The 13,918-nt window shown below is 63.1% G+C and carries 16 protein-coding genes; 6 read left to right on the top strand and 10 right to left on the bottom strand.

Translation table 11 applies throughout. The annotated features are described in order from the left end of the window. The 9 genes from ACNQQL_RS04515 to ACNQQL_RS04555 form a co-directional block, all read right to left on the bottom strand. Positions 1-425: hypothetical protein (locus tag ACNQQL_RS04515; protein WP_347063345.1), on the bottom strand; the 425-nt coding region annotated here is incomplete at its 3' end. Positions 426-466: 41 nt separating this feature from the next. Beyond that, positions 467-775, bottom strand: a complete 309-nt coding sequence (locus ACNQQL_RS04520; protein ID WP_347063346.1) for a hypothetical protein — start codon at positions 773-775, stop codon at positions 467-469. After that, complete coding sequence (locus ACNQQL_RS04525; RefSeq protein WP_347063347.1) at positions 772-1,206, bottom strand: hypothetical protein; 435 nt, start codon at positions 1,204-1,206, stop codon at positions 772-774. Before ACNQQL_RS04525 ends, ACNQQL_RS04520 begins: the two co-directional genes overlap by 4 nt. A gap of 53 nt (positions 1,207-1,259) precedes the next feature. Then, positions 1,260-1,565 carry a hypothetical protein gene (locus tag ACNQQL_RS04530; RefSeq protein ID WP_347063348.1) on the bottom strand — a complete coding sequence of 102 codons (306 nt, stop codon included), beginning with the start codon at positions 1,563-1,565 and terminating at the stop codon, positions 1,260-1,262. Beyond that, positions 1,562-1,978, bottom strand: coding sequence for a hypothetical protein (locus tag ACNQQL_RS04535; protein WP_347063349.1), 417 nt, complete (start codon positions 1,976-1,978; stop codon positions 1,562-1,564). Before ACNQQL_RS04535 ends, ACNQQL_RS04530 begins: the two co-directional genes overlap by 4 nt. 419 nt (positions 1,979-2,397) lie before the next feature. After that, on the bottom strand, positions 2,398-3,000 hold the full coding sequence (locus tag ACNQQL_RS04540) for a hypothetical protein (RefSeq protein ID WP_347063350.1): 603 nt from the start codon (positions 2,998-3,000) through the stop codon (positions 2,398-2,400). Then, positions 2,997-3,764 (bottom strand): ATP-binding protein, encoded by a 768-nt coding sequence (locus tag ACNQQL_RS04545; RefSeq protein ID WP_347063351.1) that lies wholly within the window; start codon positions 3,762-3,764, stop codon positions 2,997-2,999. Before ACNQQL_RS04545 ends, ACNQQL_RS04540 begins: the two co-directional genes overlap by 4 nt. 25 nt (positions 3,765-3,789) lie before the next feature. Beyond that, positions 3,790-6,162, bottom strand: coding sequence for a Mu transposase C-terminal domain-containing protein (locus ACNQQL_RS04550; RefSeq protein ID WP_347063352.1), 2,373 nt, complete (start codon positions 6,160-6,162; stop codon positions 3,790-3,792). Positions 6,163-6,164: 2 nt separating this feature from the next. Next, complete coding sequence (locus ACNQQL_RS04555; protein WP_347063353.1) at positions 6,165-6,371, bottom strand: DNA-binding protein; 207 nt, start codon at positions 6,369-6,371, stop codon at positions 6,165-6,167. An 84-nt stretch (positions 6,372-6,455) separates the two neighbouring features. Between ACNQQL_RS04555 and ACNQQL_RS04560 the strand changes: the two genes are divergently transcribed. Then, the gene (locus ACNQQL_RS04560) at positions 6,456-6,833 is read left to right on the top strand and encodes a helix-turn-helix transcriptional regulator (protein WP_347063354.1); all 378 of its coding nucleotides are present in this window, start codon (positions 6,456-6,458) and stop codon (positions 6,831-6,833) included. A 576-nt stretch (positions 6,834-7,409) separates the two neighbouring features. Next, complete coding sequence (locus tag ACNQQL_RS04565) at positions 7,410-8,975, top strand: GMC family oxidoreductase (RefSeq protein ID WP_347063355.1); 1,566 nt, start codon at positions 7,410-7,412, stop codon at positions 8,973-8,975. On the opposite strand, the gene ACNQQL_RS04570 is transcribed toward ACNQQL_RS04565, so the two are convergent. Further along, positions 8,959-9,990, bottom strand: a complete 1,032-nt coding sequence (locus ACNQQL_RS04570) for a helix-turn-helix domain-containing protein (RefSeq protein ID WP_347063356.1) — start codon at positions 9,988-9,990, stop codon at positions 8,959-8,961. The two genes, ACNQQL_RS04565 and ACNQQL_RS04570, sit on opposite strands and share 17 nt — an antisense overlap. Positions 9,991-10,175: 185 nt before the next feature. Here ACNQQL_RS04570 and ACNQQL_RS04575 point away from each other — a divergent pair, with 185 nt between their 5' ends. Genes ACNQQL_RS04575 through ACNQQL_RS04590 form a run of 4 tightly spaced genes read left to right on the top strand, consistent with a single transcriptional unit; the run spans position 10,176 to position 13,855 of the window. Continuing rightward, on the top strand, positions 10,176-10,709 hold the full coding sequence (locus ACNQQL_RS04575; RefSeq protein ID WP_072445113.1) for a 2,4'-dihydroxyacetophenone dioxygenase family protein: 534 nt from the start codon (positions 10,176-10,178) through the stop codon (positions 10,707-10,709). Positions 10,710-10,727: 18 nt separating this feature from the next. Next, positions 10,728-12,032, top strand: a complete 1,305-nt coding sequence (locus tag ACNQQL_RS04580) for an MFS transporter (protein ID WP_347063357.1) — start codon at positions 10,728-10,730, stop codon at positions 12,030-12,032. 1 nt (position 12,033) lies between these two features. Beyond that, on the top strand, positions 12,034-13,155 hold the full coding sequence (locus ACNQQL_RS04585; protein ID WP_175959845.1) for a 2,3-butanediol dehydrogenase: 1,122 nt from the start codon (positions 12,034-12,036) through the stop codon (positions 13,153-13,155). Then, positions 13,133-13,855, top strand: a complete 723-nt coding sequence (locus tag ACNQQL_RS04590) for an SDR family NAD(P)-dependent oxidoreductase (protein ID WP_347063358.1) — start codon at positions 13,133-13,135, stop codon at positions 13,853-13,855. The genes ACNQQL_RS04585 and ACNQQL_RS04590 overlap by 23 nt, the downstream gene beginning before the upstream one ends. The last annotated feature ends 63 nt before the right edge of the window (positions 13,856-13,918 follow it).

The raw sequence follows: 13,918 nt of genomic DNA on the forward strand, positions 1-13,918 counted from the left end.
GCCGGAGGTGTGCCGAGGCCGGCACGTCCCTGGCGTTGGTGCTCAGCATGCGTTTCCGCACGCGACTCGGCCTTGTCTGCGATTCCAGATAGCACCTCTAGCAGGTATCCGTGACTCTTCAGTGGCAGCTTCAACCGCCCTTGATCGCGCTGCGAAAGCATGTGGTCGAAACCTTGACGCCAATAGTCAACCGGGCAGGACCACGATCGCCCGTTCCGTTCAATCTGGGCAGAGCGGATCATCGGAGCCACTTCATTGATCAGCGCCGCGATACGCGAGTGGCTCATTTGACTCTTTGAAGGTGCAAACAAGCCGATGTAGCGCAACAGCGGCTTGACGAACGAATCGCCCGCAGGATGCGCGTCGACAATCGCATTGAGCGCCTCGCGTGGCGCGTCTTCGGCAAATACGATGTCGAGGCTCATCACTGCACGGCAGTTCGGGCGGCAGACCTGGGGCAATGGCATCAATGCACCCACCGAATCGAATCATCCTTCGTGATGATTTGCTCGCCCACCAAGCTTTCGCGCAACTGCGGCCGATCGTTGAGATAGGCTTCGCAAGCAGCAACAACAGCAGTCGCGTCGCCCTGGGCGTGAGCCTTCAGGATCGACCAGAGCGCCTTGAACATGCGATAGCCGGCAGCATCCACCCGCGCGAGTGTCTCGCCCTGAGCAGACAAGACGCCAATAGTGCGCGCCAATTCAGCACGCAACTCCTCGACCGTTTGCAGTTCGTTCGGGTCAATCGGTATGAATGTTCGATAGATGCTCATTGAACCTCCGCGGCCTCGTGGTCGACCTTGAGTGAGCCGATGAATTGAACGAAGCGCGAAGCCTCGCCAGGTGTCAAATGGATCGACTGCCGGGTTTTCTCGATCGACATGCGACCGTCAGCGAAAACACTGAAGCACAGCGAGCCATCGGCAGATCGGGCCTGGACAACGCTAGTTGGGCTGGCTGCCGGCACGATCAGTTGTCGCTTTCCGTCGAACTCGTCGATCAACGATTGCGATGCGAAGAAGGTGTCGACCAGCAGGCCGGTCCACTGGGCTTGCTTGCGAATCTCGACGCGGCCACTCTCGATGTCGGGGCGCAGCAGGTCGAGGACGTGATCCGCATCGAGTTGCATCGCCTCTGCGATGTCGGACGTCGTCGAGCCGGGGTAGTCGACGATGTGCCGAAGGATACTTTTTATGCCTTTCATGTAGGAATCCTTATTGATGTTGCGGGTCTTTTGTCACAAAAAGTCTGGTCAGGTTAGTTAAACTCTTTCTCTATCCAAATCACGCGCGCACCGAGAAAATGGAACTGACCTTTCCGAGTCCACGCTCCGTCCTCCATGCCCTCGAAGTAATACGCAGCCTCGCTATCCTCGATCATCTTGACGCACTTCTTGTTGGCCAGAATGTGCACGGTCGGGAATCCCTCAACCGAACAACATCCGCTAACCAAGCGATGTCCTTGCATGGCGAGCGCCTCGGCAACACGATTTATGGAGGTGAGTCCGCCGAGAATCTTTTCGTTAGGATCCGGCGGGTTGTAACCTGACGAGGTCATGTTCATTGAGTCGCCTCCGGTACTTCCCTTCGCTCGATTGCGGCCACGCTGGCGAGCCAAGATTCGCGACCGATCAGCTTGCCGCCCTCGACTTCAACCGAGATCCCGCCAAGCAAGCACCGGCCGCACTGATAAAGCGTCGCAAAAGCTTGGCGATTTTTGCCAGGGCAAGACAGCACCAGCATCTCGGCGCAGCGCTGATCTTCGTCGAAGTTGGCAGGGCGTTCACCTACTCTCTGCGCATAAAAATCGACCGCGAGTTCGAGGCGATCGTTACGCACCCAGATATGCATGTAATCGCGCTCGCAAAGCGCGACAGGTTCACCCTCGAAGTTCCGTTCTGGCATCGCCTTGATGCGGCGAACTTCGTCGGCGAGCGTACGTTGATGCGGCGCCGTGGTTGTTGCGGTGTTACTCATGATTCTCTCCATTGCTACCCTCGAAGTCGCCAGGGCTTACTGGGCGGTGTTGGCATGTTTTACATGCCCACCAAAGGTCGCGCGCCAGGTGATTGCTCGGCGGCGGCTGAAACGAGATGCGCACGCAGTCTGCAAAGGCTTGCACAATTCCGGTACAAGGGCACGTAACGGGCTGACCGAACGCTTTCATTGCGGCAGACAGCAGATGATCCTGGTTGCCGCCATAACCGCCCCGAATGACCTGACGCACGGCGCTGGCCGTGTACGTCTGCGGCACATATCGCGTATCTCCATCCGCATGCGGCTCGCACCGCAGCCGAACGCCGCCATCCGGCCGTTTTCGAATCAGCTTTTTCGAAACGGCCTCTTCACCCATTTCGATGACGGCATGTCGGAGCAGGTCCAGTGCTTTCGTACGCTCAGCAGGTGTCACAACGCGCCTCCGGTTGCCATACAACCCGCCCAAGATTCGCGTCGTACACGGAGCCGTCTTTCTGAAGCACTGGGGGATGCATGCCCGTCCATTTCGCCTTCGGCATCCGGTAGCGAGCTGGACTCGGCGTACCCCGTCCGCCAATTGCTTTGCGGACCTGCACGAGATAACCGGCCCGGACCAACGCCGTGATGTAGGCTTGAGCCGTGCGAAGCGCACTGAACGCGAATTCCGCAAGCTCGACCGGGCTGAAATCCTGGAGGATATGCATCGCCTGCCACATATTCCGGTTGCCTGCGCCCACTGTCACGGCTTCGCCTCGCAGCGTTAAACGGGGCGCGTGCGCACCGGTGTCACGCACCAGTTCCCATAATTTGAGGACATTGCCGGCGGGACTACCGATATTTCGAAGAAACCCACCCGCTCCAAGTGCCTGAAGATAGGCACGCGCGCACTCAACGGTTACATCAGCCTCTTGCGCGACACGGCAGCTGGTAATGTTCGCGCGGATTCGTCGGACGGCGTCCCAGATCCGTTGCCGAGGGGCCCTTTCGCGAGCGCGCGCGTCATTGCCCACTACGAGAGTCATTGCACGTCCTCCCAGCGCGTACCGTTCCAGCGCTTGTGGCCATCGTTTTCGACCAGCTCGTTGGCCCCCCATGTCCTGAGATTGATTTCTTCGACCGACATGCCTGCGCCGATCTGGCGAATGCGCTTGAGGTTAGCGACCACACTACGCGCCGAACCCTTTGCCTTTTTCAGCACGTGCAGCAGCAGATCATCATGGATTTTGATGTCGGGACAATGCAGGTTGCAAAGCAAGCGCGTATCGGCCAGCGTGGTCGGCTTGACGGGTTTCCATGCCACGCGACTGCTGAATTGCTTCCAATCTTTGGAGAGATTCTGCGCAAGTCCGGGTTCGCCAATGATCATGATCGGGGCGCTGCTCGTCTCCCACAGGTCACGCACCATGTCGACCAACTTGTTCTTGATGGCATGATCGAACTCGTCAATGATGAGCAGCCGTCGCGAGTTCGACAGCTCCTCGCCAGCGATATCGATCAAGGCGGCGACGGAGTTTCGCTGGCGGATATGCTGGTCAAGGCCGAGCGCGAACAACAGCCGCTCCGCAAAATATCGCTTCTTCCATTCAGAGCCCAGCATGAGATAGCAGGCCTGATAGCGAATCGCGATATGACATGCAGAGATCGACTTGCCGGAGCCGATAGGGCCGAAGAATCCGACCATCTGAGCGCCGTCGATAGCCTCTTGTGCCGAGACGTTACAGAAGTCGTAGTTTTCCGTCCGCACCACGCGGCGGTCGGATTGATTGACAGCGGGTAATGAACTCATTGATACTTCGTTTCCTTGTTGTTTGTTACTTTTGTCGTGCGTTGGCGAGCTGCAACTCGCCAGCTTCTTCTTCGTGAAGGCTTCGCATGGCCTTCCACTCGGACCCTTGCGGATAATTCGTGTAGAAAATCAAGTCGCGTCCCGCAAGCGCACCGCCTTCAACCGCAGTTCGCTCCAGTTCGAGCCACCGACCAAAGCGTTGTCGGGGCGTTTCCGGCAATGTCACGACGTTTGATTCGACGTCGATCACCGCATCCGCCTGCTTGGCGGGCACTCGCATGGCCTGCGCCACACGAGGCACATCGACGACATCGGAAAGCGTGTGCGCAGTCTGCATTTCGATCGCCTCAACCGGACGCTGCCGCTCGATTTCGGCCATCTTGACTTGAAGGCGTTTTTGGGCCGCATCGGCGCGTTTGCCCATCGCGTATTCATAGAAGCTCAGCGGGCGATATGCGCGATCGGAGTAGAACTTGGCTTCACAAATCAAGCGCCCGGTCATGTCCTTGACGAACACACGTTCGCCATCGTCCATGTCGTAGGCGACCTGGACCGGCTCGCCGTTGAATTGCTCGAGCATCGGATCGTGATAGCGTTGGCTGAACACCCGCACGCAGCCACGCACGACCTTGACAGTTTCGTGCGGTCGGAATGCGTCGCGCAGTTCATCGGCGTCCAGCGCAACAGGCATCCACCCCTGATCGATATGACGCTGCCAGGCTTCTTTGGGCGTCATGTGGCGACGGCGACCATCTTCACCCGTGATCTTTGGCAGCGCACGATGCGGTCGATCGTTGTATTCGCGAACCTTGGTCCGAATCCATTCAACCGCCTGCTCGTGACCGTCGAATACGATGCCGGACCCGACTCGCTCCGCTTCGCGTTTCAGTCTGCGGCGCTCCTCGCTATCGGCAGCGTTCACCATCTTTTGCGTAATCTTGTGAACACGCTTCGCGGCCAGGCTGTCCATCGTCTTGCCCGTATAGGTCGCCAGTTCGCGTGCGCATCGATCCAGATATTTGTTGAAGTTTTCGCAAATACCATTTGCCTGGGAATTACCCGGCAGGTTGTGCACGATTTCACAGCCGAGCCGCGCTTTCAGCGAAGCTGACGGATCGAATTCGACACGATCGTTCTTGACGCTACCGGTGTTGTCGGTCTGCCAAACAGCTGGCACGCCTGCGGTTTTGATCACATTGAATAGCGAGCCGAGAATAACCATCATTGATTCGGAGAGCCCGATCGACGGCTCGAACACATAGCGAGTCGCCACGTCATGCGTGTGCCAAACTTCCAGCTTGACGAACTTCCCTGACACCGGATGTGGAGCCGTGAAGTGCGTTCCCCATCCGTCGGAATGGTTTTCCTGCATCGGCAGCATGCCCTTGGAGGTGCGCTTGTGGGCGAACTTGTGCTCATTCAGCGAGCTTCCCTGAGTCGTGCCGCGCTTTTTATCGATATTCGAATATTTCTCCGTAAACCAGCGATATACCTGGGTGTAACTTGGTTTCTGAATATCGCCGGGAAGAAGCGAAAGCATTTCGCGATACGCGCCAACAACTTCCGGCCCCTGATAGCGGTTTTTCCGATCGAGAAAATACGGCGCCCAGGCGGGGATGCTCATATCTGCTTCGCGACGCAGCGGGATAAGCGCTGCGTCGCCACCTTCGGCATAGGCTTGGCACCAACGGTGGATTGCACGATCTGACAGCTTGTCCGCAAATGCGACGATATTTTGACTAGGCCAAGGCACCGCGGTCGGCGCGGCATTTTCGAGGCGGACGTCGAAACGGAAACCGTTGCGATCGTTGCCAATCGCCATAGCCAACATCAAATCAGCGGGCAGCAGCGCGCGATCTCGCTGGGCGAGCAGCGTCTTCACGGCCTTGCTTCGCGTCCCGAGTCGCTGCTGGAGCTGCTCCACGATTCGCAGGACAAAAAGCCGCGCATCACAAACGAGGCGCTGCTCGTGCGAGCAGTCGCCGACGTTCGCCAGCACCGTGCTCTTCGGCGACTTTGCAGGAACGATTTCCGTCGCATTGCTTGCCGCCGATGCGCCTACCGTCGAAATGAACTTCGCAAGCCAGGCATTGCGGGCCGCCTCCGGCAAGCTCAACGGGTCGATGCGGTACTGCTGGCCGCCATTTCCATGGACAAGTTCTGCTCGGAACTCCCCGCGCTGAACGCGCCTTTGTAACACGCTTCGCTCAACGCCGATCAGCTTCGCGGCTTCCTGCAAATTCGGCCAACCAATAGCACAACCTGACGAGGTAGCAGCCACCGACCTGCTCTGGGTGGCTTGCACGCAACCGATTGATTTGTCATACGAATTTTGTTCGATCGGTTGTGCGGGCGAAAGTTGACCGGCTGCACAACCTTTGGCCATGAGCTTGTGCATCGTTAGTCCTCGACAATGCCATCTTTAATGCCGAGCAGAACCGCTGCCTTGTGCGCATCGCCACGAAGACATTTCTTACGGCCAGCGAGTACCTCCGCCACCGTCGCAGGATGTAGATCGTGTTCTTTTGCCCAGGCCTTGATGGTTTTTCCGGTTCGAGTGAAGTGGTAAGCCCTTGCTTCATCAGGGGTTTTAAGTACATGCGTCATCGTGTGCTCGCGCTAAAATTCGTTGACTTGCATGGATCATAGTAACGATATCGTTACCAGTCAACTACTAAAGGGTGGGTTATCGTGACCATTGGTGCGCGATTGAGGGAAGAGCGCGAGCGGCTCGGGCTGAATCAAACGAAGTTCGGTGAACTCGGGGGGGTGTCGAAGAAGGCGCAGATTGACTACGAGAAGAATGTGTTCAGCCCAAATGCACGCTATCTCGAGGCCGTCGCCAATGGCGGCGCGGACGTTCTATATATCTTGACTGGGATGCGCATACCCACGGCGACAGGGCTGTCCCGAGATGAAGAGGCGTTGCTTGATAACTACCGCCATAGCGCCCCGGAGGACAAGGCGGCGATACGCAAGATCGGGAGTTCGTTCGCGCAACATGACGGGGGCGGGGAATGCAATGGCGGCAAAACTCGGGCTCAACGTCGTTGCGGAAACGAGAGCTAAAGCAACGGTGCTGCCGCTCAGGGGCGCGGTGATGTCGTCATCAGCCTCGCTACGTGATTCGATACCTGATCGCTCATCAAGCGGGGAGACTAAAGGCGCGCTGCACGCCTTCGGGGAGGGCGATGGCTTGGATTGCCGACGAGCGGAATGCATGCATCAACGCGGTGGGCGCTGTAGACTGGGCGGCGCGGCCTAACCAGAAATATTCGAAATCGGCCAAACTTGTGCCAAACACAGCGCAATATCGATCAGATTCCGATCAGAATTCGATTATTTTGCGCGATGTTTGGCAAACCCTCCTGAAACCCTGTCAGCCTTGTCTGACGGAGCTTCCCGGGCTCTTTGCACCATATCTGACAGTGCCAAACTGAGCACCTCCCCCCAGACACCGAGCGACACGCGCGCGCCGGCCGACGCGCGGTAACCGGACGCCGCAAAACCCGCCACCCGCCGCCGTGTCCGTGCGAGGCAAGCACGGCGTCCGTCCCGGTCAAATGGGCCGCATATCGCTCGCTAAGCTGGCTTCCTGCGCGGCGGCACTCGTTCCGCCGCCCGACAGCAAGGAGAAGAAGCGGGATGGAGACATACGACCATATCGTCGTCGGCGGCGGTTCGGCCGGCTGCACGGTCGCGCATCGGCTGGTGAAGGCCGGCAGGCGCGTGCTGCTGCTCGAGGACGGCCCGAAGGACGACAGCCTGTTCATCCGGATTCCGGCGACGTTCATCCGCGTGCTCGGCACGCGGCGCACGGTCACGTTCGAAAGCGAGCCGCAGCCCGGCGCGGCGGGACGCAAGACCTACGTGCCGCAGGGCCGCACGCTTGGCGGCGGCAGTTCGGTCAACGCGATGCTGTACGTGCGCGGCACGCGCGACGACTACGACGACTGGGCCGCGCTCGGCTGCACGGGCTGGGGCTGGGACGACGTGCTCCCCGTGTTCAAGCGCGCCGAATCGCACCTGCGGCTCTCCGAACCGTTTCACGGCACCGACGGGCCATTGAAGGTCGGCGACACGCGCTACCGGCATCCGCTGAGCCTCGCGTTCGTGAAGGCCGCGCAGGAAACGGGCCTCGCATACAACGACGACTTCAACGGCGCCGCGCAGCACGGCGTCGGCTTCTATCACACGACGATCTTCGACGGGCAGCGCGGCAGCACTGCGGCCACCTATCTCGCCGATGCGATCGGCCATCCGAACCTGCGCGTGCTGACCGGCTGCCGCGTCACGCGCATCCGGTTCGATGGCCGGCGCGCGACTGGCGTCGATTGGTGCACCGAAAGCGGCGCGACGGGTTCGGCGGCCGCGCGTGCCGATGTCGTGCTCGCGGCCGGCGCGCTGAGCACGCCGAAGCTGCTGATGCTGTCGGGCATCGGGCCCGGCGCGCACCTGCACGCGCACGACATCGACGTGCTGCACGACAGCCGCGACGTCGGCGCGCACTACCAGGACCACCTCGAAGTATCGATCTACGGCTATAGCCACGCGCCGGTCAGCCTGTTGGGCGAGGATCGCGGGCTGAAGGCGTTGCGGCACGGGCTGCAGTGGATGCTGTGCCGCACGGGCCTGCTGACGTCGAACGTCGTCGAATCCGGCGCGTTCGTCGATACGACGGGCAGCGGCCGGCCGGACATCCAGTTCCACGTGCTGCCGACGCTCGTCGGCGACGTCGGCCGCGAGCCGCTTCCCGGCCACGGCCTGTCGATCAACCCGTGCCTGCTCAGGCCGCGCTCGCGCGGCTCCGTGCAATTGCGCGGCAACGATCCGGCCGCACCGATCCGGTTCGACAGCGGCGCGCTGTCCGACCCGGCCGACGTCGACGGCCTCGTGCGCGGCGTCGCGCTCGCCCGGCAGATCATCGGCGCGCCCTCGCTCGCGCGCATCGTTCGCGAAGCCGAGACGCTGACCGAGGCGACACTCGCCGACTACGTGCGGCGCCGCGCGAAAACCGTCTATCACCCGGCCGGTACCTGCCGCATGGGCAACGACGCGCACGCGGTCGTCACGCCGCGCCTCGCGGTGCAAGGCATCGACGGATTGCGGATCTGCGACGCGTCGGTGATGCCGCGCATCGTGTCCGGCAACACGAACGCGCCGACGATCATGATCGCGGAGCGTTGCGCGGAGTTCATGCTGGCGGAGTGACGCGGCGCGCGGGCGCCGCACTGCACTGAAAACAAACGGCGCGCGACATACGCGCCGCCTCGCGCAGCGCCATCGGCGACGCGCCGTAGCGCTCGCGAATCGCACGGCTGAAATGCGCCTGGCTCGAGAACCCCCAGCGAAACGCGATCTCGCCGACGCTCGTCTTGCGCAGCCGCGCATCCGTCAGCTCGCGATGCGCATGCGACAACCGTTCCGACCAGATGTGCTGCGTGATCGACTCGCCTTCGGCCGCAAAGAGCCGGCCGAGATGGCGCAGCGACAGCCCGACCGCGTCGGCAACCGCCTGCGGCCCGAGCTCCGGCTCGCCGAGATGCGTCGCGATGTACTGCTTCGCGGTCAGCAGGTACGACAGCGACGCACGCGATGCGCCCGCGCCGTTCACTTCCGCGTCGATGAGTTCCGCGATCAGCGTGCGCGTGTGCTCTGCAAAGCGCGCGGCATCGCGCTCGACCGGATCCTTCATGAAGCGCTCAACGCTCGCGCGCAGCGTCGCGCCGAGCATCGCGCCCGCGCCCGGCTTCGGCGCGATCCGCAGCGGCAGCGCCGCCAGTTCCGCATCGAGCCGGTCGTCGAACGTCGCGATCGGGATATCGATCAGCAGCTGCCGCATCGGCGTCAGGAATCCGAACAGATAAGGCACGCGCGTGTCGTAGACGACGACATCGCCGGCTTCCGCGAGCAGGCACCGGTCGCGCTGGATGAAATACGCACGCCCGCTCAGGATCTGGCACGCGAACAGCGATTCCTTCGGCAGTTGGCGGACCAAGGCGGGGCTGCGCTCGATCACGTGATCCTGGCCGCTGATGTCGGCGATACCGAGGCCCGGCAACGCGATGTCGGTCTTCTCGACTTCGAGCCCGGCCGGCGACAGCGACGAGCAGCGCAGGCCGACCAGCGTCGCCGCGTTGAACGCATCCCAGTACGCCATCCGGTCGCGCGCCGGCACGTCGGCCGTTGAGCCTCGCGTGCGTGAAAAAACGGTCGAATTCGTCACGTCGCCTCCTGCTGGCGCCCCGTCGTACGGAGCGGCACGCATTGCGGAATTGGGGGATGGATCGTTTAAACGTCGTACGGTGCGATGTCCGGCCCGATCAAGCAATTCGTCCAGCCCAGTCAAGAGCGGCGCGCACCGGCTGGCTAAAGTCGAACCCACGACACCCATACACAAGGAGACAAGCCGTGGTCGACAAAGCCGTAGCCGAATTCTGGCAAAACATCCCGCCGATTGCCAATCCGTTCAAGCCCGATGCGCTGCCCGAGGCCTACATCGCGAACGCGGCCACCGACGACGAGCGCTATTACGTTCCGTTCACCGAAACGGTTTCGTCGCGGCCGCTGTGGATCTCGCCGTCGCAGAACAAATGGTGCGACATCCTGATGGCGAAGGAGGCAGGGCTCGTGAACCGGCACTATCACCCGCACGAGGTATTCGCATACACGCTGTCCGGCAAATGGGGCTACCTGGAACACGAATGGACCGCAACGAAGGGCGATTTCGTGTACGAGACGCCGGGCGAAGGTCACACGCTCGTCGCGTTCGACCATCCCGAGCCGATGCGCGCGTTCTTCATCGTCAAGGGGCCGCTGATCTGGCTCGACGATGAAGGCAACCCCGACGGCTATTTCGACGTGCATTCGTACATCGCGATGTGCAAGGCCCACTACGAGAAGGTCGGCCTCGGCGCGCAAGCGATCGAGAAGCTGTTCCGCTGACGCGCGACGAGGTCCGCCATGACATCCCACCCTTCCCCCAAACTCGCATGGACGTACGAGAACAGGCTGCTGCTGATCCTGTTCATGACGTTCGGCTTCGTGTTCTTCGACCGCCTCGCGCTGTCGTTCCTGTTCCCGTTCATGTCGGCCGAACTGCACCTGACGAATGCGCAGCTCGGCATGGTGTCGTCCGCGCTCGCGCTCACGTGGGCGCTGTCCGGCGCCGCGACCGGTGCGTGGTCCGACGCGCGCGGCACGCGCAAGCCGCTGCTGATCGCGGCCGTGCTCGGCTTTTCCGTGTGCTCTGCGCTGTCGGGGTTCGTCGGCGGCTTCGCGAGCCTGATCGCATTCCGTGCGCTGATGGGCATCGCCGAAGGCCCCGTGCTGCCGTTGTCGCAGTCGCTGATGGTGGAGAGTTCGACGCCGAGCCGCCGCGGGCTGAACATGGGCCTGCTGCAAGGCTCGGCCGCCGGCCTGCTCGGCGCGATGATCGGCCCGCCGGTCGTGATCGGCATCGCGACCGCATACGGCTGGCGCGAGGCGTTCTACGTATCGTGCATTCCGGGCTTCCTGATCGCTTTCTGCATCTGGCGCTGGGTTCGCGAAGTGCCGCCCGGCGGCGCACGGCACGCGCAGGCCGACACCGTCGGCGCGGCAGCGGCGGGCGGCGCCGCGATCAACCGCTGGGCGCTGCTGAAGGAACGCAACATCCTGCTCTGCGTGTTGATCAGTTGCTTCTTCCTCACGTGGTTCGTCGTGGTCATCTCGTTCGCGCCGGTCTTCCTCGTCGACAGCCGCCATCTTTCGCCGTCCGACATGGGCGTCGTGATGACCTGCCTCGGCGCCGCATGGGTGTTCTGGGGCTTCGCGGTGCCGGCGATCTCCGACCGGATCGGCCGCAAGCCGACGATGATCGTGTTCGCGCTGGTCGCCGCCGCGTGCCCCGTCGCGATGATTCACGCGAATTCGCTGTGGGCGCTCTGCGCGCTCGTGCTCGCGACCTACACGGGCCTTGGCTGCTTCACGCTGTTCATGGCGACGATCCCGGCCGAAACGGTGCCGCCGCGCGCGATCGCCAGCGCGCTCGGGCTGATCATGGGCGCCGGCGAGCTGATCGGCGGCTTCGTCGCGCCGACCGTCGCCGGCTTCGCGGCCGACCGCTACGGCCTGCAGTTCGCGATGTGGACGTCGGCAACCGGCGCGATCCTCGCGTGCGGGCTGTCGTTCGGCCTCGTCGAAACCGCGCCTGCCGTGCTGCGCAAGCGCGCGCTCGCCGACGCCGCCGCGAACCGTCTCGATACGCAGAACCTCGGAGGACGCTGACATGCGCGCACTTCAATGGCATGGCCCGCGCGACGTCCGTCTCGTGGAAATCGACACGCCGCGCGCGGGGCCGGGCGAGGTGCGCATCGCGGTCGCCTATTGCGGCATCTGCGGCAGCGACCTGCACGAATATGCGGACGGCCCGCACGCGATTCCGGTCGACGCGCCGCATCCGCTGTCGCGCCGCACCGCGCCGCTGACGCTCGGCCACGAGTTCTGCGGTACCGTCGTCGAAGTCGGCGAAGGCGTGACGACGCTGAACCCGGGCGACTGCGTCGCCGTCGAGCCCGAGTATCGCTGCCACCAATGCGCATACTGCCGCTCGGGGTCGTACAACCTGTGCGTATCGATGGGCTTCGCCGGGCTGATGGGCGACGGCGGGATGGCCGACTTCGCGGTCGTGCCGGCCTACATGCTGCATCGGCTGCCCGACGGCGTCAGTCTCGAACAGGCCGCCGTGATGGAACCCGCCGCCGTCGCGCTGCATGCGTTGCGCCGCGCCGAACTCCGGCTCGGCGACACCTGCGCGGTATTCGGGCTCGGGCCGATCGGCCTGCTGCTGATCCAGCTCGCGAAGCTGCAGGGCGCGACGACCATCGTCGCGGTCGATGTGTCGCCCGAGCGCCTCGCGGCCGCCGCGCGTCTCGGCGCGACGCACTCGTTCAACGCGCGCTCGCTCGACGCGGCCGTGCTGCGCGATGCGATCCGCGAGGCGTCGGGCGGGCTCGGCGTCGATGCGAGCTTCGAGGCGGCCGGGTTGCCGGCCACGTTCGAAGCGGCGATGCACGCGCTGCGCAAGGGCGGCCGCGTCGTGATGGTCGGCCTGATGCCGCGTGCGGGCTTCGATGCGTTCCGCGCGGTCAACGACGAGCTGACCTTCACGGCAAGCGTCGGCTATCGGCATGCATACGAAGACCTGCTGCGCATCGTCGCGTCTGGCGCGCTCGACCTCACATCGATCGTCACGCGCACCGTGTCGCTCGAAGATGCCGTCGCCGACGGCTTCGACGCGCTGCTCGCCGATCGCACCCAGATCAAGATTCTGGTTTCCCCCGCGCAGCGGTACGCCCGCCGCGCACACACTGTCGGGAGCATCGAGCATGAGTCGTCCGTTGGCGTTTGAAGGCAAGACTGTCGTCGTGACGGGCGGCACATCGGGCATCGGCGCGCGCACCGCATGGCGGTTCGCGCAAGCCGGCGCATCGGTCGTCGCGCTCGGGCTCGACGCCGCCGGCCTGCATGCGCCCGGGCACGAGCGCATCCGGTGCATCGAACTGAACGTGATCGACAGCGATGCGCTGACAGGCACGATCGCCGCGCTGCCGCGGCTCGACGTGCTCGTCAACGGCGTCGGCATCAGCCGGCACGCGGACGAATACCGGATGGACCAGTTCGATCTCGTGCTGAACGTAAACCTGACGTCGGTGATGCGCGCATCCGACGCCGCGTTGCCGGCGTTGTCCGCGCACGGCGGCAGTATCGTCAACGTCGCGTCGATGTACACGTACTTCGGCAGCAAGGACCGGCCCGCGTACAGCGCGAGCAAGGGCGGCATCGCGCAGCTCACGCGTTCGCTCGCGCAGGCGTGGGCCGATCGCGGCATTCGCGTGAACGCGGTCGCGCCCGGCTGGATCGACACGCCGCTCAGCAGCGGGCTGATGGCCGACGGGCACGCGTCGCGGCAGATCCTCGAGCGCACGCCGCTCAGGCGCTGGGGCACGACCGACGAGGTCGCGGAAGTGATCCTGTTTCTGTGCTCGCCCGGCGCGTCGTTCGTGACCGGTGCGGTCGTGCCGGTGGACGGCGGGTATTCGACGGTATAGCGCGCGGCGCGCGGCGTGTCGGCGAGCAGGCAGCCGCTCCCGATGCGCCGTGCGCGACCCGGT

Source organism: Burkholderia sp. LFS061, from assembly GCF_047978125.1.
GTDB classification, from domain to species: Bacteria; Pseudomonadota; Gammaproteobacteria; order Burkholderiales; family Burkholderiaceae; genus Burkholderia; species Burkholderia pyrrocinia_C.

Bases quoted from the DNA above. Each gene is read 5' to 3' on its own strand.
- ACNQQL_RS04520 (WP_347063346.1), bottom strand. From the start codon at position 775: ATGAGCATCTATCGAACATTCATACCGATTGACCCGAACGAACTGCAA.
- ACNQQL_RS04525 (WP_347063347.1), bottom strand. From the start codon at position 1,206: ATGAAAGGCATAAAAAGTATCCTTCGGCACATCGTCGACTACCCCGGC.
- ACNQQL_RS04530 (WP_347063348.1), bottom strand. From the start codon at position 1,565: ATGAACATGACCTCGTCAGGTTACAACCCGCCGGATCCTAACGAAAAG.
- ACNQQL_RS04535 (WP_347063349.1), bottom strand. From the start codon at position 1,978: ATGAGTAACACCGCAACAACCACGGCGCCGCATCAACGTACGCTCGCC.
- ACNQQL_RS04540 (WP_347063350.1), bottom strand. From the start codon at position 3,000: ATGACTCTCGTAGTGGGCAATGACGCGCGCGCTCGCGAAAGGGCCCCT.
- ACNQQL_RS04545 (WP_347063351.1), bottom strand. From the start codon at position 3,764: ATGAGTTCATTACCCGCTGTCAATCAATCCGACCGCCGCGTGGTGCGG.
- ACNQQL_RS04550 (WP_347063352.1), bottom strand. From the start codon at position 6,162: ATGCACAAGCTCATGGCCAAAGGTTGTGCAGCCGGTCAACTTTCGCCC.
- ACNQQL_RS04555 (WP_347063353.1), bottom strand. From the start codon at position 6,371: ATGACGCATGTACTTAAAACCCCTGATGAAGCAAGGGCTTACCACTTC.
- ACNQQL_RS04565 (WP_347063355.1), top strand. From the start codon at position 7,410: ATGGAGACATACGACCATATCGTCGTCGGCGGCGGTTCGGCCGGCTGC.
- ACNQQL_RS04580 (WP_347063357.1), top strand. From the start codon at position 10,728: ATGACATCCCACCCTTCCCCCAAACTCGCATGGACGTACGAGAACAGG.
- ACNQQL_RS04585 (WP_175959845.1), top strand. From the start codon at position 12,034: ATGCGCGCACTTCAATGGCATGGCCCGCGCGACGTCCGTCTCGTGGAA.
- ACNQQL_RS04590 (WP_347063358.1), top strand. From the start codon at position 13,133: ATGAGTCGTCCGTTGGCGTTTGAAGGCAAGACTGTCGTCGTGACGGGC.